At 74.6% G+C, this 22,052-nt stretch carries 18 protein-coding genes; 15 read left to right on the forward strand and 3 right to left on the reverse strand.

Features of this window, described 5'->3' with window-relative positions:
* Positions 1–98 precede the first annotated feature (98 nt).
* Entirely contained in the window at positions 99–2,696 is a 2,598-nt protein-coding gene (gene clpB / locus ACFYU0_RS13650) for an ATP-dependent chaperone ClpB (protein ID WP_351673256.1), read from the forward strand.
* A gap of 182 nt (positions 2,697–2,878) precedes the next feature.
* Positions 2,879–3,409, forward strand: a complete 531-nt coding sequence (locus ACFYU0_RS13655) for a YbjN domain-containing protein (RefSeq protein ID WP_351673254.1) — start codon at positions 2,879–2,881, stop codon at positions 3,407–3,409.
* A gap of 45 nt (positions 3,410–3,454) precedes the next feature.
* Here the strand turns inward: ACFYU0_RS13655 and ACFYU0_RS13660 are convergent, their stop codons facing one another.
* Together ACFYU0_RS13660 and ACFYU0_RS13665 are read right to left on the reverse strand one after the other, a co-directional pair.
* On the reverse strand, positions 3,455–4,639 hold the full coding sequence (locus ACFYU0_RS13660; protein ID WP_389300582.1) for a pyridoxal phosphate-dependent aminotransferase: 1,185 nt from the start codon (positions 4,637–4,639) through the stop codon (positions 3,455–3,457).
* A 58-nt stretch (positions 4,640–4,697) separates the two neighbouring features.
* Positions 4,698–5,279 carry a hypothetical protein gene (locus ACFYU0_RS13665; protein ID WP_389300584.1) on the reverse strand — a complete coding sequence of 194 codons (582 nt, stop codon included), beginning with the start codon at positions 5,277–5,279 and terminating at the stop codon, positions 4,698–4,700.
* Between the two features lie 272 nt (positions 5,280–5,551).
* Between ACFYU0_RS13665 and ACFYU0_RS13670 the strand changes: the two genes are divergently transcribed.
* Together ACFYU0_RS13670 and ACFYU0_RS13675 are read left to right on the forward strand one after the other, a co-directional pair.
* Positions 5,552–6,097, forward strand: a complete 546-nt coding sequence (locus tag ACFYU0_RS13670; protein ID WP_389300587.1) for a DUF2617 family protein — start codon at positions 5,552–5,554, stop codon at positions 6,095–6,097.
* A 79-nt stretch (positions 6,098–6,176) separates the two neighbouring features.
* A complete protein-coding gene (locus ACFYU0_RS13675) occupies positions 6,177–7,814 on the forward strand; it encodes a polyamine aminopropyltransferase (protein ID WP_389300590.1) in 1,638 nt (545 codons plus the stop codon).
* A 10-nt stretch (positions 7,815–7,824) separates the two neighbouring features.
* On the opposite strand, the gene ACFYU0_RS13680 is transcribed toward ACFYU0_RS13675, so the two are convergent.
* Positions 7,825–10,113, reverse strand: a complete 2,289-nt coding sequence (locus ACFYU0_RS13680) for a SpoIIE family protein phosphatase (protein WP_389300593.1) — start codon at positions 10,111–10,113, stop codon at positions 7,825–7,827.
* 176 nt (positions 10,114–10,289) lie between these two features.
* On the opposite strand from ACFYU0_RS13680, the gene ACFYU0_RS13685 reads away from it, so the two are divergent.
* From ACFYU0_RS13685 to ACFYU0_RS13735, 11 genes are all read left to right on the forward strand, one after another.
* Positions 10,290–11,057, forward strand: coding sequence for an SRPBCC domain-containing protein (locus ACFYU0_RS13685; protein ID WP_351673242.1), 768 nt, complete (start codon positions 10,290–10,292; stop codon positions 11,055–11,057).
* Positions 11,058–11,335: 278 nt separating this feature from the next.
* On the forward strand, positions 11,336–12,124 hold the full coding sequence (locus ACFYU0_RS13690; RefSeq protein ID WP_389300596.1) for an aldose 1-epimerase: 789 nt from the start codon (positions 11,336–11,338) through the stop codon (positions 12,122–12,124).
* Positions 12,125–12,134: 10 nt separating this feature from the next.
* Positions 12,135–12,686 (forward strand): orotate phosphoribosyltransferase, encoded by a 552-nt coding sequence (gene pyrE / locus ACFYU0_RS13695; RefSeq protein WP_389300599.1) that lies wholly within the window; start codon positions 12,135–12,137, stop codon positions 12,684–12,686.
* 155 nt (positions 12,687–12,841) lie between these two features.
* Positions 12,842–13,864 carry a class II fructose-bisphosphate aldolase gene (fbaA, locus tag ACFYU0_RS13700; protein WP_351667484.1) on the forward strand — a complete coding sequence of 341 codons (1,023 nt, stop codon included), beginning with the start codon at positions 12,842–12,844 and terminating at the stop codon, positions 13,862–13,864.
* A gap of 63 nt (positions 13,865–13,927) precedes the next feature.
* Positions 13,928–15,382, forward strand: a complete 1,455-nt coding sequence (locus ACFYU0_RS13705) for an MFS transporter (RefSeq protein WP_389300602.1) — start codon at positions 13,928–13,930, stop codon at positions 15,380–15,382.
* A gap of 525 nt (positions 15,383–15,907) precedes the next feature.
* On the forward strand, positions 15,908–16,321 hold the full coding sequence (locus ACFYU0_RS13710; RefSeq protein WP_351667482.1) for a DUF3151 domain-containing protein: 414 nt from the start codon (positions 15,908–15,910) through the stop codon (positions 16,319–16,321).
* A 180-nt stretch (positions 16,322–16,501) separates the two neighbouring features.
* A complete protein-coding gene (locus ACFYU0_RS13715; RefSeq protein WP_351667481.1) occupies positions 16,502–17,350 on the forward strand; it encodes a tryptophan 2,3-dioxygenase family protein in 849 nt (282 codons plus the stop codon).
* Positions 17,343–18,539 carry a kynureninase gene (kynU, locus tag ACFYU0_RS13720; protein ID WP_389300606.1) on the forward strand — a complete coding sequence of 399 codons (1,197 nt, stop codon included), beginning with the start codon at positions 17,343–17,345 and terminating at the stop codon, positions 18,537–18,539. The genes ACFYU0_RS13715 and kynU overlap by 8 nt, the downstream gene beginning before the upstream one ends.
* A 162-nt stretch (positions 18,540–18,701) precedes the next feature.
* Positions 18,702–19,607: an alpha/beta hydrolase gene (locus tag ACFYU0_RS13725; RefSeq protein WP_351667479.1), complete on the forward strand. Its 906-nt coding sequence runs from the start codon at positions 18,702–18,704 to the stop codon at positions 19,605–19,607.
* A gap of 137 nt (positions 19,608–19,744) precedes the next feature.
* Positions 19,745–20,755: an alpha/beta hydrolase gene (locus ACFYU0_RS13730; RefSeq protein ID WP_351667478.1), complete on the forward strand. Its 1,011-nt coding sequence runs from the start codon at positions 19,745–19,747 to the stop codon at positions 20,753–20,755.
* Positions 20,748–22,052, forward strand: coding sequence for an acyltransferase (locus ACFYU0_RS13735; protein WP_389300611.1), 1,305 nt, complete (start codon positions 20,748–20,750; stop codon positions 22,050–22,052). Before ACFYU0_RS13730 ends, ACFYU0_RS13735 begins: the two co-directional genes overlap by 8 nt.

The following is a 22,052-nucleotide window of genomic DNA, read 5'->3' on the forward strand; positions in this document are numbered from 1 at the left end:
CGCCTTGAGCGGAATAGACTCAACTTTGTGTACGCTGATCAAGTCAGCACTGGGAAGGACCTGGCCGCCGAGCCGACGCCGAGGAGGAGAACGGACACGTGGACGCCGAGCTGACCAACAGGAGCCGGGACGCGATCAACGCGGCCGGCAACCGCGCAGTCACCGGGGGGCACCCGGACCTCACCCCCGCCCACCTGCTGCTGGCTCTGCTCCAGGGCCAGGACAACGAGAACATCACCGACCTGCTCGCCGCCGTCGAGGCCGACCAGGCCGCCGTACGCTCCGGCGCCGAGCGCGTGCTGGCCGGACTGCCCAGCGTGACCGGCTCCACCGTCGCGCCGCCGCAGCCCAACCGCGAGCTGCTCGCGGTCATCGCCGACGCCACCGAGCGGGCGAAGGCGCTCGGCGACGAGTACCTGTCCACCGAGCACCTGCTCCTCGGCATCGCCGCCAAGGGCGGCGCGGCCGGCGAGGTGCTCCGGAAGCAGGGCGCCGACGCCAAGAAGCTGGAAGAGGCCTTCACCAAGGCCAGGGGAGGACGCCGCGTGACCACCGCCGATCCCGAGGGTCAGTACAAGGCCCTGGAGAAGTTCGGCACCGACTTCACCGCCGCCGCCCGCGAGGGCCGGCTCGACCCGGTCATCGGGCGGGACCAGGAGATCCGGCGGGTCGTGCAGGTGCTGAGCCGCCGTACCAAGAACAACCCCGTCCTGATCGGCGAGCCCGGCGTGGGCAAGACCGCCGTCGTGGAGGGACTCGCCCAGCGCATCGTGAAGGGGGACGTCCCCGAGTCGCTGAAGGACAAGCGGCTGGTCGCGCTCGACCTCGGCGCGATGGTGGCCGGCGCCAAGTACCGCGGCGAGTTCGAGGAGCGGCTGAAGTCCGTGCTCGCCGAGATCAGGGACTCCGACGGGCAGATCATCACCTTCATCGACGAGCTGCACACCGTCGTCGGCGCCGGTGCCGGCGGCGACTCCGCCATGGACGCGGGCAACATGCTCAAGCCGATGCTGGCCCGCGGTGAGCTGCGCATGGTCGGCGCCACGACCCTGGACGAGTACCGGGAGCGGATCGAGAAGGACCCCGCCCTGGAGCGCCGCTTCCAGCAGGTGCTGGTCGCCGAGCCGACCGTCGAGGACACCATCGCCATCCTGCGCGGGCTCAAGGGCCGGTACGAGGCCCACCACAAGGTGCAGATCGCGGACAGCGCGCTGGTGGCCGCCGCCACCCTGTCCGACCGGTACATCACCTCCCGCTTCCTGCCCGACAAGGCCATCGACCTGGTCGACGAGGCGGCCTCCCGGCTGCGCATGGAGATCGACTCCTCCCCGGTGGAGATCGACGAACTCCAGCGCTCCGTGGACCGGCTGAAGATGGAGGAGCTGGCGATCGCCAAGGAGACCGACCCGGCCTCCCGGGAGCGCCTGGAGAAGCTCCGCCGCGACCTCGCCGACAAGGAGGAGGAGCTGCGGGGCCTGACCGCCCGCTGGGAGAAGGAGAAGCAGTCCCTCAACCGGGTCGGTGAGCTGAAGGAGCGCCTGGACGACCTGCGCGGCCAGGCCGAACGCGCGCAGCGCGACGGCGACTTCGACACCGCGGCCAAGCTCCTCTACGGCCGGATCCCGGAGCTGGAGAAGGAGCTGGAGGCCGCCTCCGAGGCCGAGGAGGAGGTCGCCAGGGACACCATGGTCAAGGAGGAGGTCGGCTCCGACGACATCGCCGACGTCGTCGGCGCCTGGACCGGCATCCCCGCCGGGCGCCTGCTGGAGGGCGAGACCCAGAAGCTGCTGCGTATGGAGGACGAGCTGGGCCGGCGCCTCATCGGCCAGACCGAGGCCGTGCGGGCGGTGAGCGACGCCGTACGCCGCTCCCGGGCCGGGATCTCCGACCCCGACCGCCCCACCGGTTCCTTCCTCTTCCTGGGCCCGACCGGCGTCGGCAAGACAGAACTGGCCAAGGCGCTCGCCGACTTCCTCTTCGACGACGAGCGGGCCATGGTCCGCATCGACATGTCGGAGTACGGCGAGAAGCACAGCGTGGCCCGGCTGGTGGGCGCGCCCCCCGGCTACGTCGGCTACGAGGAGGGCGGCCAGCTCACCGAGGCGGTGCGGCGGCGCCCGTACAGCGTGGTGCTGCTGGACGAGGTGGAGAAGGCCCACCCCGAGGTCTTCGACATCCTGCTGCAGGTGCTGGACGACGGCCGCCTGACGGACGGCCAGGGCCGCACGGTCGACTTCCGCAACACCATCCTGGTGCTCACCTCCAACCTGGGCAGCCAGTTCCTGGTCGACCCGGTGAGCAGCGAGGCGGAGAAGCGGGAGCAGGTGCTGGAGGTGGTCCGGGCCTCCTTCAAGCCCGAGTTCCTCAACCGGCTCGACGACCTGGTGGTCTTCACCGCGCTGACCAAGCCCGAGCTGGAGCGGATCGCCGGGCTCCAGATCGACCGGCTGGCGAGGCGGCTGGCCGAGCGCCGGCTCGCGCTGGACGTCACGCCCGCGGCGCTGGCCTGGCTCGCCGAGGAGGGCCTGGACCCGGCCTACGGCGCCCGCCCGCTGCGCCGGCTCGTGCAGACCACGATCGGCGACCGCCTCGCCCGGGAGATCCTCTCCGGCGAGGTCAAGGACGGCGACACGGTCCGCGTGGACCGCTTCGAGGAGGGCCTGATCGTGGGCCCGGCGACCGGCAAGACGCTCTGACGCGAGCGGCCGTGCGACCCGGGGGGCGCTGCTCCCGCCCCCGGGTCGCCGGGCGGGCGCCGTGCGGCCCGCGCCCGGTTCACCGGATCATGTCAGCCCTGGGCTGACAGGCCGCGTCGGGGCTTGCCACCCCCCTCCCCGCATGGGGGAGGATGGCGGGATCCAATGAAGGGAAAAACACGGTGAGCATCGACCCGTCCTCGATTCCGAACTTCGGGGGCCAGCCAGAACCGCAGCCCCAGGGACCGGTGGGCCCCGTCGTCCCGGATCAGGACCTCGTGAAGCAGCTCCTCGACCAGATGGAGCTGAAGTACGTCGTCGACGAGGAGGGAGACCTCGCGGCGCCCTGGGAGCAGTTCCGCACGTACTTCATGTTCCGCGGGGAGGATGAGCAGGCGGTCTTCTCGGTGCGGACCTTCTACGACCGCCCCCACCAGATCGGCGAGAAGCCCCAGCTGCTGGAGTCCGTCGACGACTGGAACCGCCGCACGCTGTGGCCCAAGGTGTACACCCACACCCACGACGACGGCACCGTCCGCCTCATCGGCGAGGCGCAGATGCTGGTCGGCACCGGCGTCGACCTCAACCACTTCGTCTCCTCCACGGTCAGCTGGGTGCGGGCCGCGATCGAGTTCGACAAGTGGCTGGTGGAGCAGCTGGGCCTGGAAGAGGAAGTGAACGAAGCGGAGAAGCCCGAGGACGACGGGGAGTAGACCCCGCCCGGCCGGTCCGGGGGCCACGGCCCCCGGACCCCGCCCTCACATGCGCCGCAACCGCTCCGCGGCCTCCCGCAGCACCTCCGCGCGCTTGCAGAACGCGAACCGCACGAACGGCGCCCCCGCCTCGCGGTCGTCGTAGAACACCGCGTTGGGGATGGCCACCACACCCGCCCGCTCCGGCAGCGCACGGCAGAACGCGAAGCCGTCCTTCTCGCCGAGGGGCCGGATGTCGGTGGTGACGAAGTAGGTGCCGGCGGGCCTGAAGACCTCGAAACCGGCCTGGACCAGGCCCTCGGCCAGGATGTCCCGGCGGGTCCGCATGTCCCGGCGGAAGTCCTCGTAGTACGAGTCCGGCAGGGCCAGGGCCTCCGCCACCGCGTACTGGAACGGGCCCGCGGAGACGTAGGTCAGGAACTGCTTGGCCGAGCGCACGGCGGCCACCAGCTCAGGGGCGGCCGTCACCCAGCCGACCTTCCAGCCGGTGAACGAGTACGTCTTGCCGGCCGAGCCGATCGTCACCGTGCGCTCGCGCATCCCGGGGAACGTGGCCAGCGGCGTGTGCTCGGCGTCGTCGAAGACCAGGTGCTCGTAGACCTCGTCCGTCACCACGAGCAGGTCCCGCTCCACCGCCAGTTCGGCCACGGCGGCGAGTTCCGCGCGGGTCAGCACCGTGCCGGTCGGGTTGTGCGGGGTGTTGATCAGCAGCAGCCGGGTGCGGTCCGTGACGGCCGCCCGCAGCTCGTCCAGGTCCAGGCGGAAGGCCCCGTCGTGCGGCCGGAGCGTCACCGGCACCCGGCGCCCGCCCGCCATCGCGATGCTCGCCGCGTAGGAGTCGTAGTACGGCTCCAGGGCCACCACCTCGTCGCCGGGTTCCAGCAGCGCCAGCAGGGAGGCCGCGATGGCCTCCGTGGCGCCGGCCGTCACCAGCACCTCGGTGTCGGGGTCGTACGCCAGCCCGTAGCGCCTGAGCTGGTGCGCGGCGATCGCGGTGCGCAGCTCGGGGACGCCCGGGCCCGGCGGGTACTGGTTGCCGCGCCCGTCGCGCAGCGCGCGGACGGCGGCCTCCCGGATCTCCTCGGGGCCGTCGGTGTCGGGGAAGCCCTGTCCCAGGTTGATCGCCCCGCTCGCCACGGCGAGGGCGGACATCTCGGCGAAGATCGTCGTGCCGAACTCCGCCAGACGGCGGTTCAGGAGCGGGCGCGCGCTGGAGGTCATGCCGGTCATCCTGCGCCCAGGTTCCGGGGTTCCTCAACTCCGCCCGCCCGGTCTTCGGCCTCGCGCCTCAGAAGTTGCTCAACTCTGCTTTGGCGCGCTCGGCCGCCGGGCATCCCCCGGTCACCGCACCGGAGACGGTGACGGCGAGGCGCCCACGGGGGGCCGCTTCGGGGGAGAGGAAGGAGGGCGGCGCCATGGCGATCGGATTCGGACTGGCTCTGCTGGCGCTGCTGGTCATCGCGGGGGCGGCGGACCGGGCGCGCAGGAAGCGGGCCGCGAACAGGCGCCCGAACCTCAGGAAGGGCGGGACCCGTCCGTCGGGCCGGACCCGCTCGTCGCGCACGAGGTCCTCGTCGTCGTACGACAGCGGCGGAAGCTGGTGGGTCGCGGGTGCCGCGGACGCCGGCTCGTCGTCCGGCGGCCACCACGGCGGGGGCCACTCCGGCGGGCACCACTCCTGCGGAGGAGGCGGCTCGTCGTGCGGCGGCGGTTCGTCGTCCTGCGGCGGCGGCTCGTCCTGCGGCGGGGGCTCCTCGTGCGGTGGCGGCGGTGGCTGCGGCGGCGGAAGCTGACCGGCCGCGAGCGGGGGAGGCGGCTGACACGGGGCAGCCGGCTCCCCGGAGCCCGGGCGCCCGCCGGAGGAACGCATCCGGCGGGCGCCCGGGTGTTTCCCGGCCCCGCGCCGGGCGCACGCCGTAGTTGAACAGTTGAGCTGTGGAGCCCTCTGACGGATGGAAACCCCACGAACTTGGGTAAAAAAGCTGTGGTGGCACCACTGTTCATGATTCCCTCTAATTCACCAATCCGGCCGTCCTCCTTACCGACACAGCCCTCGGACTCCCGCAGTCGCCCCCACCGGCCGGGCTGACTGGGCTGACAAGGCCGAACTCCCCCCTCCTTGTTCGTTAGCGGAGCCGACCCATGCTCACGACCCTGAACACCTCCTACACCGACACCCGTGCCGCCGACCTCGCCTGGGCCCTCGGCCGCGAACCACTGCCCGCCCTCGCCACGCTCGACCTCGAACTGGGCGGCGCCGGCCTGCAGTTGCGGCTCCTCGGCGCGTCCCACCAGGTGCTGCTCGAGGAGGAGCGGGGGCGATGTTCGGAGACGGTCGCGTGCATCCCCGGGTCCAGCACCCCGCTTCCGCTGGGCGTGGCCAAGCGCGTCGACGACTGGGAGTACGAGTTCGCGGCGCGCGTCGAGGTGCTCACGCCGGGCTCGTTCGAGCGCCGCGCCCAGGAGCTGCTGGCCCTCGTCTCCGACCATCCGCACGGCCTCGCCGGTGTCTTCCCCGGCAGCCCGCACGCCTTCACCGCGCTGCTGGCCCAGTGGCACGAGGGCCAGGTCCACTGGCGCACCTGGCACGCCTATCCGCAGGACGGGCAGCTGGTGGCGACCCGGACCCGGGTCGGGGCGCGGGTCCCGGCCGGCCGGACGCGGCGCCACGCGTTCCACGCGGCGTAAACCGGGAATGCGTCAACTGCCCGGAGATCCACACGTGTGGGTGACGAAGCGTACCGAGTGCGTGACGTAACGTCGCAGCGTGATCGATCCGCACGCGCCCGCTCCGCCGGTCGCCCCGCCCTGGACGGCCCCCGCACCGCTGCCCGTGCGGCCCGGCACCGGGCGGTTCCTGGTGCTCGTGTGCGTCTTCGTCTGCGCGGCCTGCGGGCTGGTGTACGAACTCGAACTCGTCGCCTTCGCCTCGTACCTGATCGGCGACTCGGTCACCCAGGCCTCCGTCGTGCTGTCGGTGATGGTGTTCGCGATGGGCATCGGCTCGCTCGCCGCCAAGCGGCTGCGCTGGCACGCGGCCGCCGGGTTCGGCGCGCTCGAGATCGCGCTCGCCCTGGTCGGCGGCTGCAGCGCGATGGCGCTGTACGCGGTCTTCGCCTGGACCGGCGGCTGGGGCGGGCTCTGGGCCGACGGCCCGCGCTGTCTGCTGGTCGCCTTCTCGCTGGCCATCGGGCTGCTCGTGGGCGCCGAGGTGCCGCTGCTGATGGAGCTGATCCAGCGCATCCGCCGGCAGGACGCGGGCGGCGCGGTCGCCGACCTGTTCGCCGCCGACTACGTGGGCGCGCTGGTCGGCGGTCTCGCCTTCCCGTTCCTGCTGCTGCCGTTCCTCGGCCAGTTGACGGGCGCGCTGCTCACCGGTGCGGTCAACGTGGTCGCCGGGGGCGCCCTGGTGCTCGGCCTGTTCCGCCGCGACCTCGGCCGCCGCGCCCGCTGGACCCTGCTGCTGGCCGGTCTCGCCGTGCTCGGCGTCCTCGCCGCCGCGGCCGCCCTCGCCGACGACTTCGAACGCGCCGCCCGGCACGCGGTGTACGGCGAGGACGTCCGGGTCGCCGTGCGGACCGGCGTGCAGGAGGTCGTCCTCGCCGGCGGCACCGGCGGCCGGCCCCTCGACCTGTTCCTCGACGGCCGGCTCAGGGTCGGCGGCCGGGACGAGCGCCGCTACCACGAGGCCCTCGTCCAGCCCGCGCTGAGCGGCCCGCACACGCGCGTGCTCATCCTCGGCGGCGGCGACGGCCTGGCCGCCCGCGAGGTCCTGCGCCACCGCGACGTGCGCCGCGTCGACGTGGTCGAACTCGACACCGGGCTCGTCCGCCTGGCCCGCCGCGACCCCGGCCTGTCCGCCCTCAACGGCCACGCCTACGACGACCCCCGCCTGCGCCTGACGACGGCGGACGCGCTCGCCTGGCTGCGCGGTGCGCCGGCCGGGACGTACGACGTCGTGATCGCGGACCTGCCCGACCCCGGCATCACCGCCAGCGCCAAGCTGTACTCCCAGGAGTGCTACGGCCTGGTCCGCCGCGCCCTCGCCGCCGACGGACGGCTCGTGGTGCACGCCGGTCCGGTCACCGGCCGCCCCCGCGCCTTCTGGACGGTGGCCTCGACCCTCCGGGCGGCCGGCTTCGCCACCGCCGCCTACCGGGTCCCCGGCCGGGACTCCGGCTTCCCGGCCGGCCCCGACCGCTCGGCCGACGCCTCCCGGGCCCCGCACGACTGGGGGTTCCTGCTGGCGGCGCCGGGCCGCACGGCGCCGCCGCTTCGCCTGGACCCCGAGGGCCCCGCGCCGCGCACCCTGACCGGGAACGGCCTGGCGGCCGACGCGCGCGCTGCGGCCGCGACCCGGATCAGGGGGCTGCCGGCGTCGACGCTGGTGCGTCCGAGGTACTGACCGGGCGGCCTCACGGACAGCCGTCGACGGACTGCTGGGCCCACACCGTCTTGCCCTCCGCCTGGTACCGGGTGCCCCAGTTGTCGGCCAGGCTGGCGACGATGAACAGCCCGCGCCCCGTCTCGTCACTGGTACGGGCGTGCTTGAGGTGCGGGGCGGACATCGCGCCGTCGCTCACCTCGCACGTCAGCATGCCGTCGCAGATCAGCCGCAGGCGCATCGGCGGGGCGCCGTAGCGGACCGCGTTGGCGACGAGTTCGCTGACGATCAGCTCGGCGGTGAACGCGGCCTCCCGGTCGACCCCCCACGCGCGCAGCCGGCGCCGCGCCTCCTCCCGCGCGAACGGCGCGGCCTCCGGTCCCGCCGGCAGGGCGCAGCGGAAGACCCGCTCGGCGGGCAGCGCCGCGGTGCGCGCGAGCAGCAGCAGCGCGTCGTCCGCGCGCGGCCCGTCGCTGACGGCGTAGGCGACGGCGTCGCACAGGTCGGGCAGCGGGTCGTGGGCGTGCTCGTCGAACAGGGCGCGCAGCGGCGCGGACGGGGCCAGGACCTCCCGCGCCAGGCCGCGGGTGCCGATCGCGAGCGTGCTCCCGGCCGGCAGGTCGACCGTGGTGGCCGGGAACGGGGCGTTGCCGGGGCCGGCGAGCAGCGGTCCCGCGGGCACGGAGACGACGTCCGGGGCGCCGCCGGGCGGGACCGCGACGGGTTCCGAGAGACCCGCCCGCACGAAGGTGCAGGTGAGGTCGATCGGGTCGTAGACGGCGATCAGGCAGCTCGCGGTCAGCGGCTCGCGGTGCAGCGGGTCGCCCGTCGGCAGGGCGGCGCGTTCCGTGGCGAGGCGGGCCGCCGTGTCGCTCAGCCGGGCCATCAGCTCGTCCGGCGCCAGGTCCAGGGACGCCAGCGAGTGGATGACCGTGCGGAGCTGCCCCATCGTGGTCGCCGCAGCCATGCCGTGGCCGGCCACCTCGCCGACGATCAGCGCCGTCCGGGCGCCGGCCATGCCGATCACGTCGAACCAGACGCCCCCGCCCTCGGTGGCCGGCAGATGCAGATGCGACAGCTCGACCGTGTCCGGCACGACCGGCCGCTGCGGGAGCAGCCTGCGCTGCACGGTGGCGGCGATGGACCGCTCCCGGGCGTAGCGCCGGGCGTTGTCGATGCACAGCGCGGCGTGCGCGCACACGTCGGCGGCCAGGGCGACGTCCGCCTCCTCGAAGGGGACCTCCTCCCGGTGCCGGTAGAAGCTGACCACCCCGAGCGCCTCGCCGCGCAGCGCCAGCGGGGCGACGATCAGGGAGTGGGCGCCGGACGCCCTGATGGCGTCCGCCCGCGGCGGGTCGGCCGAGAGCCACAGGCTGTCCTCGTCCACCGTGACGAGCCGCGGCCGCAGATCGGTGAGCACCCGCGAGAACGGGGTGCCGTACGGCAGCCGCCGCACCTCGCCCACCGGATACGCCGACACCACGCCGCGGAACGCGGCCCGGCGCAGCGGCACCTCGCGGCCGACCGGGACCAGCGGCGGCGCCTCCCCCCGGACCACCTCCTCGACCACCTCGACCACCGCGATCCCCGAGAACCGCGGCACCACCGCGTCCACGAACTCCTGGCAGGCGGCGATCACGTCCAGCCGCTCGCCCACCCGGCGCCGCACCTCGTCCACCACCGACAGCCGCCACAGGGCGTGCTCGCGCTCGGTCACGTCGACGGCCGAGGCGACCAGGCCGAGGATGTCGCCGCGCGTGTTCTCCAGACGCACGTAGGAGACGGAGTACACGCTGTGCTCGTGACCGGCCGCACCCGGCACCACCCGCACGATCCGGTTCAGCTCCGCCCGGCCGGTCTCCAGCACCCGGCGCGCCGCCGCCTCCTCCTGGCCGGGGTCGGCCAGGCCGTACACCCGGGAGAAGACCTGCCCCACCAGCCGGTCCTCGGCCGTGCCGCGCAGCGCGCGGGTGGCGGTGTTGACGCGGACGATGCGCAGCCGGTCGTCCAGCACGTGCAGGCCCACCGGGGACTGGGTGAACATCGCCCGCAGGATGGCGAGGTCCTCGCCGGACGCGGCCTCCGCCGCCGCGCACACCTCCCACACCAGCGTCCCGTCCGCCGCCATCACGGGCCTGACCAGCACGGGCCGCATCGCCGCCGGGCGGGCGGGGCCGGCCGGGCCGCCGCGCAGCAGGGACGCCGCGGTCCGCCCGACGGCCTCCTCGGCGGACCAGCCGTACGCCTCCTGGGCCGCACGGCGCCATTCGAGCACCCGCCCGGTCTCGTCGAGACGCATGAGCCGGTCGTCGCTGGCCATCTGGGCAACACCTCCGCCCCATCCATGCCCGCGCCGTCCACCGGCCGGACCCGATCCCGGCAAGCTGCCGCCGTTCGGGGCATCACCGGGTGCGCGGGCGGCCGGGGGACCCGGGTCGCACGGGCTCCGCGCGCGGGAGGGTGCGTTCCGGCCGGGACTGGGTAGGCTCAGCCGACATGGAGCACCAGGTCTTCGTTCCGGTTCCGGCCGACCGGCTCAGGGAGGCGCTCGCCGAGCCCGCCCGGGTCGCCCGGGCGGTCCCCGGGCTCCAGCAGGACGCCGGCGCCGAACCCGTCTCGGGGCGGCTGAAGCTGCGGGTGGGCGGACACTCCGTCACCTACCGCGGGGCGCTGCGTATCACCCCCCGCGCGGACGGCGGCTACGCCGTGGACGGCGAGGCCGGCGAGGCCCGCGGCAGCGGTACGGCCAAGGTCGCGCTCACCCTGCGCCTCGAAGGCACCGCCGACGGCACCACCGTCACGGTCGAGGGCACCGCGGAGGCGGACGGGCGTATCGCCGAACTGCCGGCGGACGCGGTGAGCTCGGCGGTGACGCGGCTGCTGAGCCGCTTCGTGGAGAGCCTCGCGGCCAGCCCCGACAACCCGGACCGGGCGCCCGGCCCCGATTCCGCCTCCGTCTTCGACACCGAGGTCCCCGCGCCCTCCCTCGACCCCGCCGCCGACGACACCGCCGCCGCCGACCGCCCGGCGGACGGCTTCGCCGAAACGGGGGCGCCGCCCGCCGAGGCCGCGCACGCGCGCCGGACGATGATCGGCCGCAGCGCGGAGGAGGTCGACCACGCGCCCCCGCGCGGCCGTTACGCCCCCGTGCCGGCCCCCCAGACCGGCGCCGGCAGCCAGGTGCTGCGCTGGGCGGCCCCGGCGGCGGCCCTGGCCGTGGCCTCCGCGATCGTCGTGGGCCGCGCCCTGCGCCGCCGGCGCTAGGCCGTGTCCGCAAAGTCGCGTCTGCGTCGCGACGCCCGGCACGCACTCTCGCCGCACCGGCCGAAAGCCCGAGTACACCCAGTACGAGGGCATCCGGCCGGCACTCCCCCAGCCTTCGGCCGGGGGGACCCCCAGAGCACGCACCGGACGCCGCGATGCCCGCCCTGCGGGCGAACGACGCGACTTCGCGGACACGACCTAGCCGGTTTCCCGGCCGCCTCCGGCCCCGTGCGGTCGTGCGGCGGACGCCCTCTTGATCGCCGAAGTAGGGTCGTCACGTGAGTAACGAAGACATCACGCTGACCGCGGGCGACGCGGAAGTGAGCGTGCGGCCCGGCAACGGCGGCCGTATCGGTGGGCTCCGGATCGGTGGCGTGGAGCTGCTGCGCCAGGGCGAGCGCTACGGCTGCTTCCCCATGGTGCCCTGGTGCGGCCGGATCCGGGAGGGCCGCTTCCTGGACGGCGCCACCGTCCGGCAGATGCCCCTCAACTCCCCGCCGCACGCCATCCACGGCACCGCGCGCGACGGCGCCTGGCGCACCGCCCGGGTGTCGGCGGACGAGGCCGTCATCACCCACGACCTGACCGACCCCTGGCCGCACCGCGGCCGGGTCACCCAGGTGGTCAGGCTGACCGCGGACAGCCTGGCCCTGACCATGTCCGTGGAGGCGTACGACGACTCCTTCCCGGCGCAGATCGGCTGGCACCCCTGGTTCAACCGCAGCCTCGGCGGCGCGGACGTGCGGCTCGACTTCAAGCCCGCCTGGCAGGAGGAGCGCGGCGCCGACCACCTGCCCACCGGCAACCGCGTCGAGCCCGGGACCGGCCCGTGGGACGACTGCTTCGGCATGCCCGGCGGCGTCGACGTCACCCTCACCTGGCCCGGGCGGCTCGAGCTGAAGGTCGCGAGCCGCGAGGAGTGGGTGGTCGTCTACGACGAGCAGGCCGAGGCCGTGTGCGTCGAGCCGCAGACCGGCCCGCCCAACGGCCTGAACACCCTCCCGCGCCTGGTCACCCCGCTGGAGCCGCTGGAGGCGACGACCACCTGGACCTGGCGGCGGCTCTAAGCTGGGCGGCATGACGGACGACGTGCGCGGCGCGCTGCTGCAGCAGATCAAGGACAAGGCCGTGGTGCACGGCAAGGTGACCCTCTCCTCGGGTCTCGAGGCCGACTACTACGTCGACCTGCGCCGCATCACCCTCGACGGCGAGGCCGCCCCGCTGGTCGGCCAGGTGCTCCTGGACCTGACCGCCGACCTGGAGTTCGACGCGGTGGGCGGCCTCACCATGGGCGCCGACCCGGTCGCCGCCGCCATGCTGCACGCGGCCGCCGCGCGCGGCAGGCGGCTGGACGCCTTCGTCGTCCGCAAGGCGGCCAAGGCGCACGGCCTGCAGCGGCGGGTGGAGGGGCCGGAGATCGCGGGCCGGCGGGTGCTCGTCGTGGAGGACACCTCCACCACCGGCGGTTCGCCGCTCACCGCCGTGGAGGCCGTGCGCGAGGCGGGCGCCGAGGTCGTCGCCGTGGCGACCATCGTCGACCGGGCCACCGGCGCGGCCGAGAAGATCGAGGCCGGTGCGGGCGTTCCGTACCGGTTCGCCTTCTCGAAGGATGAACTGGGTCTGGACTGACGCCCGGAATTGACCTGGACTTGCCCGTGGCTTGACCGGAGCCACTGGCACCGGGTCATGTCTGGAAAGATGGGAACGACGATGACGTCACACCCAAGGTCTAGGTCAGGGCCGTAGTACGCAGAACCCAACCCGCACACTCCAAGGAGCGGACCATGCCCATCGCAACCCCCGAGGTCTACAACGAGATGCTCGACCGGGCGAAGGCAGGCAAGTTCGCCTACCCGGCCATCAACGTCACCTCGAGCCAGACCCTGAACGCCGCCCTGCGCGGCTTCGCGGAGGCGGAGAGCGACGGCATCGTCCAGATCTCCACGGGTGGCGCCGAGTTCCTGGGCGGCCAGTACAACAAGGACATGGTGACCGGCGCCGTCGCGCTCGCCGAGTACGCGCACATCATCGCCGAGAAGTACCCGGTCAACATCGCGCTGCACACCGACCACTGCCCGAAGGACAAGCTCGACGGGTACGTGCGTCCGCTGCTGGCGCTCTCCCGCAAGCGCGTCGAGGCCGGCCTCAACCCGCTGTTCCAGTCGCACATGTGGGACGGCTCCGCCGAGACCCTCGCCGACAACCTGGAGATCGCGCAGGAGCTGCTGGAGCAGGCCCGCGCCGCGAAGATCATCCTCGAGGTCGAGATCACCCCGACCGGCGGCGAGGAGGACGGCGTCTCCCACGAGATCAACGACTCCCTCTACACCACGGTCGAGGACGCGATCCGCACCGCCGAGGCCCTGGGCCTCGGCGAGAAGGGCCGCTACCTGCTGGCCGCCTCCTTCGGCAACGTGCACGGCGTCTACAAGCCGGGCAACGTCGTGCTCCGCCCCGAGCTGCTGAAGGAGCTGGCCGACGGCGTCTCCGCCAAGTTCGGCAAGGCGGCGCCGTTCGACTTCGTCTTCCACGGCGGCTCCGGCTCCACCGAGCAGGAGATCCTCACCGCGCTGGACAACGGCGTCGTGAAGATGAACATCGACACGGACACCCAGTACGCCTTCACCCGTCCGGTCGCCGACCACATGTTCAAGAACTACGACGGCGTCCTGAAGGTCGACGGCGAGGTCGGCGACAAGAAGACCTACGACCCGCGCACCTGGGGCAAGCTGGCCGAGGCGAGCATGGCCGCGCGTGTCGTCGAGGCCACGCAGAACCTGCGCTCCGCGGGTAACAAGATCAAGTAAGTCGCGTACGGCGGCTTCGGCGGGCCCGGTGCCTCGGCACCGGGCCCGCTGTATATCTGGAGCATGCCCGATGTCCGGCTGGGCTCGTCCCAGGGCAAGTGGATCCTGCTCACCACGGTGCTCGGCTCCAGCATGGCCATGCTGGACTCCACCGTGGTCAACGTCGCGCTGCCGACCATCGGCCGCGACCTCGACGCCAGCCTCGCCGCGCTGCAGTGGACGGTCAACGCGTACATGGTCACGCTGGCCGGTCTGATCCTGCTGGGCGGCTCCCTGGGGGACCGGTACGGCCGCCGGCGCGTCTTCGTGCTGGGCGTCGTCTGGTTCGCGGCCGCCTCCCTGCTCTGCGGCCTCGCCCCGAACCCCGTGGTGCTGATCGCCGCCCGTGCCCTGCAGGGGGTCGGCGGGGCTCTGCTCACCCCCGGCTCCCTCGCCCTCATCCAGGCCTCCTTCCATCCGGACGACCGCAGCCGGGCGGTCGGCCTGTGGTCCGGCTTCGGCGGGGTCGGCGCGGCCGTCGGCCCGTTCCTGGGCGGCTGGCTGGTGGACGGCCCCGGCTGGCGCTGGGTGTTCCTGCTCAACGTGCCGGTCGCCCTGCTGTGCGCGCCGATCGCCGTGCGGCACGTACCGGAGTCCGCCGCCGGCCCCGGCAAGGGCCGCTTCGACGTCCTCGGCGCCGGCCTCGGGGCGCTCGCCCTGGCCCTGCTGACGTACGCCCTGATCGAGGCGGGCGGCGGCGGGACCGGGGTGGTGGTGAGCGCGGTCCTCGGCCTGGCCGCGGCGGTGGCCTTCGTGTACGTCGAGAGGCACCGCGCGAACCCGATGCTCCCGCCCGGCATCTTCGCCTCGCGCCGCTTCACCGCGGTCAACCTGGTCACGCTGTGCGTGTACGCGGCCTTCGGCGGCTTCTTCTTCCTGACCGCGCTCCAGCTCCAGGTGGTGTCCGGCTACTCGCCCCTGCAGGCCGGCACGGCCCTGCTGCCGACGACGGTCCTGATGCTGCTGTTCTCGGCCCGCTCGGGCGCCCTGGCCGACCGCACCGGTCCGCGGCTGCCGCTGACCGTGGGGCCGCTGCTCTGCGCGGCGGCGATGCTGCTGATGCTGCGGGTGGGCGCGGACGCGGACTACCTCACCGACGTCCTGCCCGCGCTGCTCGTCATGGGCGCCGGCATGGTCACCCTGGTCGCCCCGCTGACCGCCACGGTGCTCGCCTCCGTCGACACCGCCCGCGCGGGCCTGGCCAGCGGCATCAACAACGCGGCCGCCCGGGCGGCCGGGCTGGTCGCGGTGGCCGCGCTGCCGCTGCTGACGGGGATGGGACCGGAGGCGTACCGCTCCGCGGTGGCCTTCGACGCGGCGTTCTCCCGGGCGATGCCGATCTGCGCGGGGGTGCTGGTGCTGGGCGCGGTGCTGGCGTTCACCCTGATCCGCCGGCCGCCTCCCGGCTGCCGCCACCCGGAATGCAGGACCTTCTGCGGCGTCACGGCTCCCCCGCTGGAGTCCGGCCGCCACACCTGACCCCCCTCCACGGCCGTTCGCGCGTGGGCATCCGGCGTCGTCCGTCCGCGGCTGCGTGGTGGCTGGTCGCGCAGTTCCTCGCGCCCCTGGGTGGGTGTCCCTTGTCGTCTGTCCGCGGCTGCGCGGTGGCTGGTCGCGCAGTTCCCCGCGCCCCTTGCTCAGGCACCCGGTGCCGGCCCCCAGCTGCGGGCATGCGTGCCGCTAGGGGCGGCACGGGTGGGCGGTGGGGGTCCCCCCGCTCGAGCGAAGTCGAGAGCGGGGGAGGTACCCCGTTAGCGCGGGCAAGCGGAACGCCCTCCGGCCGGCACCGGCACCGGGCACCTCAGCGACGCCGGGCACCAGACCCACCGGCACCGGGCACCCACCAGCACGGGCACCGTCAAGCACCGCACCCGGCGAGCACCAGGCACCGACGAGCACCACGCAGCCGGCGAGCCCCACGCACCGACGAGCACCACGCACCCGGCGAGCCCCACGCACCGGTGCCGATCCGCCGGGGGCGCCTGCGTGCGACAGACTGGAGGCATGACGATTCACGAAAACCTTCTCGGCGGCCCGCCCCCCACCCACCTCCCCGACGACCCGGAGCCCCGCGAACTCCTCGCGACCGGCACCGCCCCCGCGGACGTCGCCGCCAAGTACCCGACCTCCTCCCTCGCCTGGGCCCAGCTCGCCGACGAGGCCTTCGAGCGGGGCGCGGTCGTGGAGTCGTACGCGTACGCCCGGACCGGCTACCACCGAGGCCTGGACGCCCTGCGCCGCAACGGCTGGAAGGGCCACGGCCCGGTGCCCTGGGAGCACGAGCCCAACCGCGGCTTCCTGCGCGCCCTGCACGGCCTCGCCCGCGCCGCCCAGGCGATCGGCGAGCAGGAGGAGTACGAGCGCTGCTCCCAGTTCCTGAAGGACTCCTCGCCCGCGGCGGCCCAGACCCTCGGCTGACCGGCCCACCAGCCGGCCGAGCCGGCCGGCCCCCGCGGCGTCACCTGTGTGGCCCGTCTGGCAGCAGGCGGGCCTTGCCGTGACCGGAGTGATTGCGGAGGATGCGGGGTGGGGACCGGGGCCCCCGTGCCGGCATCGGCAGGGGCGGACCGCCACCCGGAGCAACAACAGGAGACAGCGATGTCGCAACCGGCTCGCCCCCCTCACGAGGCCGCTGAGCCCGAGACCCCGCATCTCGACTTCGCGGGTACGACGCCCTACGAGGACTACGTCCGGGCGGACGTGCTCACCCACCTCCAGCACACCCTCTCCGACGATCCCGGAGAGATGGTCTTCCTGGTGACGACCCAGGTCATGGAGCTGTGGTTCACCGTCGTCGTGCACGAGTGGGAGACCGCCGCGAAGGCTCTCCGCCAGGACGACGTGCAGACCGCGATCGCCGCGCTGAAGCGTTCCGTGCGCGAGCTGGAGGCGCTGAACGCCTCCTGGAAGCCGCTCGGCCAGCTCACCCCGGCGCAGTTCAACTCGTACCGCGGCGCCCTCGGCGAGGGCTCCGGCTTCCAGTCGGCGATGTACCGCCGGCTGGAGTTCCTGCTCGGCGAGAAGTCCGCGTCGATGCTGGTCCCGCACCGCGGCGCCCCCCGCGCCCACGCGGAGCTGGAGAAGGCCCTGCACGAGCCCAGCCTGTACGACGAGGTCCTGCGGCTGCTCGCCCGCCGCGGCCACGCGATCCCCGCCTCGGTGCTGAACCGGGACGTCTCCCAGCGCTACGAGCCCTCGGAGGCCGTCGAGTCGGCCTGGGCCGCTCTCTACTCCGGCGACCAGGACGACGAGCTGGTGCGGCTCGGCGAGGCCCTGTCCGACGTGGCCGAGCTGGTCTGGCGCTGGCGCAACGACCACCTGGTCGCCACCCGCCGCGCGATGGGCTCGAAGACCGGCACGGGCGGCTCGGCGGGCGTGGCCTGGCTGGAGAAGCGCGCCCGCAAGAACGTCTTCCCCGAGCTGTGGACGGCGAGGTCCCATGTCTGAGCGCCTCGAACTCGCGCTGCGGGCCAAGGAACTGGACGCCGCCGACGAACTGGCCCCGCTGCGCGAGCGCTTCGTCCTCGACGACGTCGTCTACCTGGACGGCAACTCCCTCGGCGCCCTGCCCGCGCACGTCCCCGACCGGATGGCGGACGTGGTCCGCAGGCAGTGGGGCGAGCTGCGCATCCGCTCCTGGGAGGAGAGCGGCTGGTGGACGGCGCCGGAGCGGATCGGCGACCGGATCGCCCCGCTGGTCGGCGCGGCGCCGGGCCAGATCATGGTGGGCGACTCCACGAGCGTCAACGTCTTCAAGGCGCTCGTGGCGGCGGTCCGGATGGCGGACGCCGGCCGCGACGAGCTCCTCGTCGACGCCACGACGTTCCCCACCGACGGCTACATCGCCGAGTCGGCCGCCCGGATGACCGGCCGCACCCTGCGCCCGGTGACCCCGGCGGAGCTGCCCGCCGCGCTGGGCGACCGCACGGCCGCGGTGCTGCTCAACCACGTCGACTACCGCTCCGGCCGGCTGCACGACCTGCCCGGCCTCACCGCCGCGATCCACGCGTCCGGCGCCCTCGCGGTGTGGGACCTGTGCCACAGCGCGGGCGCGTTGCCGGTGGGCCTGGACGAGCACGGCGTGGACCTCGCGGTCGGCTGCACCTACAAGTACCTGAACGGCGGCCCCGGTTCGCCCGCGTACCTGTACGTGCGCCGGGAGCTGCAGGACCGCTTCGACTCGCCCCTGCCCGGCTGGACCTCCCACGCCGAGCCGTTCGCGATGAGCCCGTCCTACGCACCGGCGCCGGGCGCCGTGCGCGGCCGCGTCGGCACCCCGGACATCCTCTCCATGCTGGCCCTCGAGGCCGCCCTGGAGGTGTGGGACGGGGTCGGCGTCGACGCGGTGCGGGCCAAGTCCCTGGCGCTGACGGACTTCTTCCTGGAGTGCGTCGCCGCGTACACCGAGGCCGGCCGGGCCGAGTGCGTGACCCCGGCGCCGCACGCGGAGCGGGGCAGCCAGATCGCGCTGCGCTGCCCCGACGCCGGCGAGGTGATGAAGCGGCTGATCGAGCGGGGCGTGGTGGGCGACTTCCGCCACCCCGACGTGCTCCGCTTCGGCTTCACCCCGCTGTACGTGGGCTTCGCGGACACGGAGCGCGCGGCCCGGATCCTGGGGGAGCTGCTCACCGGGTGACGTGGCACGGCGGCGGGGTGCCCCGCGCCCCCGCCGCCGGGCCCCGGCCCGGTGTCCGCCCACGTCACCCGCCTGGTACCGTCCCGGCCAACGGCCGACGCTGCGTACCGATTCGTACCCACCAGGTCCGCCGGACCCATCCCGCCGCCGAGAGGTCGGAGCATGCCGGACGACGCCGCCGAAGCCCGCGCCGCCGCCGAGGAGGAGTCGGCCTTCTCGCACCCCGCGGTCGACCCCGACGCGACCGCCGCCTACGGCGACCACCCCGACCAGGTGATCGACTTCTACGCCCCGCGGACCGGCGCGTCCGGCGCGCCCCTGGTCGTCGTCCTGCACGGCGGGGCCTGGCGCGCCCGCTACGACCGCCGCCACGTCACCCCGTTCGCGGACCACCTGGCCCGCGCCGGCTTCGCCGTGGCCAACGTCGAGTACCGGCGCGGCGGCGAGCCGCTGATCCCGGCGCAGCTCCAGGGCGCCGGGCCCGGCCCCTCGGACGCGACCCCGCCGGCCGGCCGCTGGCCCGACACCTTCGACGACGTGGCCGCCGCCCTGGACGCCCTGCCCGGCCTGGCCCGCGCGGCGCTCCCGCAGGCCGACCCGCGCCGCACCGTCCTCACCGGGCACTCGGCGGGCGGCCACCTCGCCCTGTGGGCCGCGGCCCGGCACGTGCTGCCCGCCGACGCGCCCTGGCGCACCGACCGTCCCGCCCCGCTGCGCGGCGTCGTGGCCCTCGCCCCGGTCGCCGACCTCGACGTGGCGGAGAAGCTGGACGTCTGCGGCAACGCCTCCCTGCAACTCCTCGGCGGGCACGACCACTTCGCCGAGCGCCGGCCGTACGCCGACCCCGTGCTGCTCCTCCCGAACGGCATCGCCACGACGCTGGTCCAGGGCGAGGCCGACCTGGTGGTGCCCCCGGCGGTGGCTGAGTCGTACGCGAACGCCGCCGAGAAGGCGGGCGAGTTGGTGGGCCTGACCCTGCTGGCGGACGTCGGGCACTTCCCGCTCATCGACCCGGCGACCGACGCCTGCGCGGTGGTGGCCGAGGAGATCGCCCAACTCGCCTGGTGAGCCGCCCCGGTCATACCCGTAGTACCTGAGAGCTACCCCGCGGGACGGCTCCCTGGCGGGACGCCGGCGACGCCCTGCGGCTCCTAACTTCCTTTCTGGACAAGCCCGATGGCCGGGCTTCGCGAAGGGAAGCCACCATGGGGCAAGCGCCGCCGTCCACCGCCGGTCCGCAACCGCCGCCGCCCAGCCGGAGCCGGTGGCGGCCGGGGCGGAACGGGATCTGGCGCCAGGCGCTGCTCACCGCCGCCACGGTCGTCGCCCTGACCGCCGCCGCGCACTCCACCATCCCCGCCCCGCCCCCGGCCGGCCACGCCCCGGCCACCGCGGCCACCCTGGGCTCGGTCTACGCGGCGAACCGGGCCAACGCGGCCGAGGCCGCCGCCATGGCCGCCGCCCACGGCGACGCGCACCGGGCCGCCGCCGACCGGGCGCTGGCCGCCCGCGAGCTGCTCGCCTTCGACGGCCGCGGCCCCGGCCAGGCCACCGAGGTCCTCGGCGAGCTGCGCCGGGCCGGCCGCGTCGCCGTCCTGGTACCCGGCTCGGACACCTCGATCGACACCTACGCCCGCTTCCACCGGGCGGCGGCCGCCCTGTACGACGACCTCACGCGCCGCGCCCCCGCCGGCACCCGCGTCGCCGTGGTCGCCTGGCTCGGCTACCGCACCCCCGGCACGGTCAGCACGACGGTGACCACGACCGCCAGGGCCGACGAGGCGGCGCCCCGTCTGCGCGCCCTCACCGGGCAGTTGCGCGCCATCGCCCCCGCGCGGGCCCGGATCTCCCTGCTCTGCCACTCCTACGGCTCCGTCGTCTGCGGCCGGGCCGCGCACGGTCTGGACGTCGGTGACGTCGTCCTCGTCGGCAGCCCGGGCACGGGCGTCGGCACCGTCGCCGGGCTGCACACCCGTGCCCGGGTCTGGGCGGCGCGCGGCAGCCGCGACTGGGTGGCCCACGTCCCGCACGTACGGGCCGGTCTGCTGGGCGCCACCGTCGGCCTGGGCGCCGACCCGGTCTCCGGGGCCTTCGGCGCCCAGGTCTTCGACGCCGCGGACGCCGATCACAGCGGCTACTTCACCCCGGGCTCGGCCGCCCTCGCCAACCTGGCCCGGATCACCCTCGGCGCCACCTCGGAGGTGACCCGTGCCTGAGCCGGTCCCCGGCCCCCGGCGCCGGACTCCCGCCCGCACCGCGGCGGCCAGGGCCGCCCGCCCGCCGCGCCTGACGCACGCGGTACGCCGGGGCGCCCGCCGGGTGGACGCCGCCACCCCGGCCTCCCGGGACCGCGCGGTCGACGCGCTGCGCGCCCTCGCTGTCCTCGGTGTGGTCCTCGGCCACTGGCTGGTCACCGCCCTGGTGCCGCAGGACGGGGCGCTGCACACGGCGAGCCCGCTGCGGCACCTGCCGTGGCTGGCCCCCGTCTCCTGGGTCTTCCAGACCCTCGCGGTGTTCTTCCTGGTCGGCGGTCACGTGGCGACGCGCTCACTGGCCTCGGCGCGGACCCGGGGGCTCACCTACGGGGCGTGGCTGCGCAGCCGCCTGGCCCGTCTGCTCCGGCCGGTGCTCGCGCTCCTCGCCCTGTGGACGGCGGCCGCCGCCGCTCTGCTGCTGAGCGGCGTCCCCTTCGCGACACTGCACACGCTGCTCAAACTGGCCCTGTCGCCGCTGTGGTTCCTGCTGGTCTTCGCCGCCCTCACGGCGGCCACCCCGCTGCTCGTCCGGCTCAGCCCGCTCTGGCCGCTGGCCGTCGTCCTGCACGTGGACATCCTCCGCTTCGGCCTGCACACCGGCCCCTCCTGGCTGGGCTGGGTGAACGTGGCGGCCGGCTGGCTGGTCCCGTACACCCTGGGCGCCGCCTGGACCCGCGGTGAGCTGGACGGCCGCCACGCGGCCCGGCTGCTGCTCCTCGGCGGTACGGCGGCCACGGTCCTGCTGGTGACGTGCGCGGGCTATCCCGCGTCCATGGTCGGGGTGCCGGGCGCCCCCGTCTCCAACCTGAACCCGCCGACGCTGGCGGCCGTGACCTTCGGTCTGGCCCAGTGCGGACTGGCCCTCCTGCTGCGCGACCGGCTGCGCCGGGCGATGCGCCGCCCGCTCGCCTGGGCGGCCGCGGCCCTGGTCAACCTCTCCGCGATGACCGTCTTCCTGTGGCACCAGACGGCTCTGATGACCACCACGGTCGCCGCCCTCGCGGGCGGCCGGCTCCCCGGCCTGCACACCCGGCCGGACGACCTGCACTGGGTCGCGGCCCGGCTCCTGTGGCTGCCGGTGTTCACCGCCGTACTCGCCCTGTACTGGGCGGTGTTCCGCTCCCGCGAGCAGGGCGCCCGCCGCCGTCCCGCGAGCGGCGGTTCCGCCGGCCGGTCCCGGGTGGTCCGCGTGCACCGCGCGGCGGACCGGGGCGCAGCGGGCGCGGGCCACCGGACCCACCGGACCCACAGGCCCTAG

It is taken from the genome of Streptomyces sp. NPDC003720, from assembly GCF_042875075.1.
Lineage (GTDB): Bacteria > Actinomycetota > Actinomycetes > Streptomycetales > Streptomycetaceae > Streptomyces.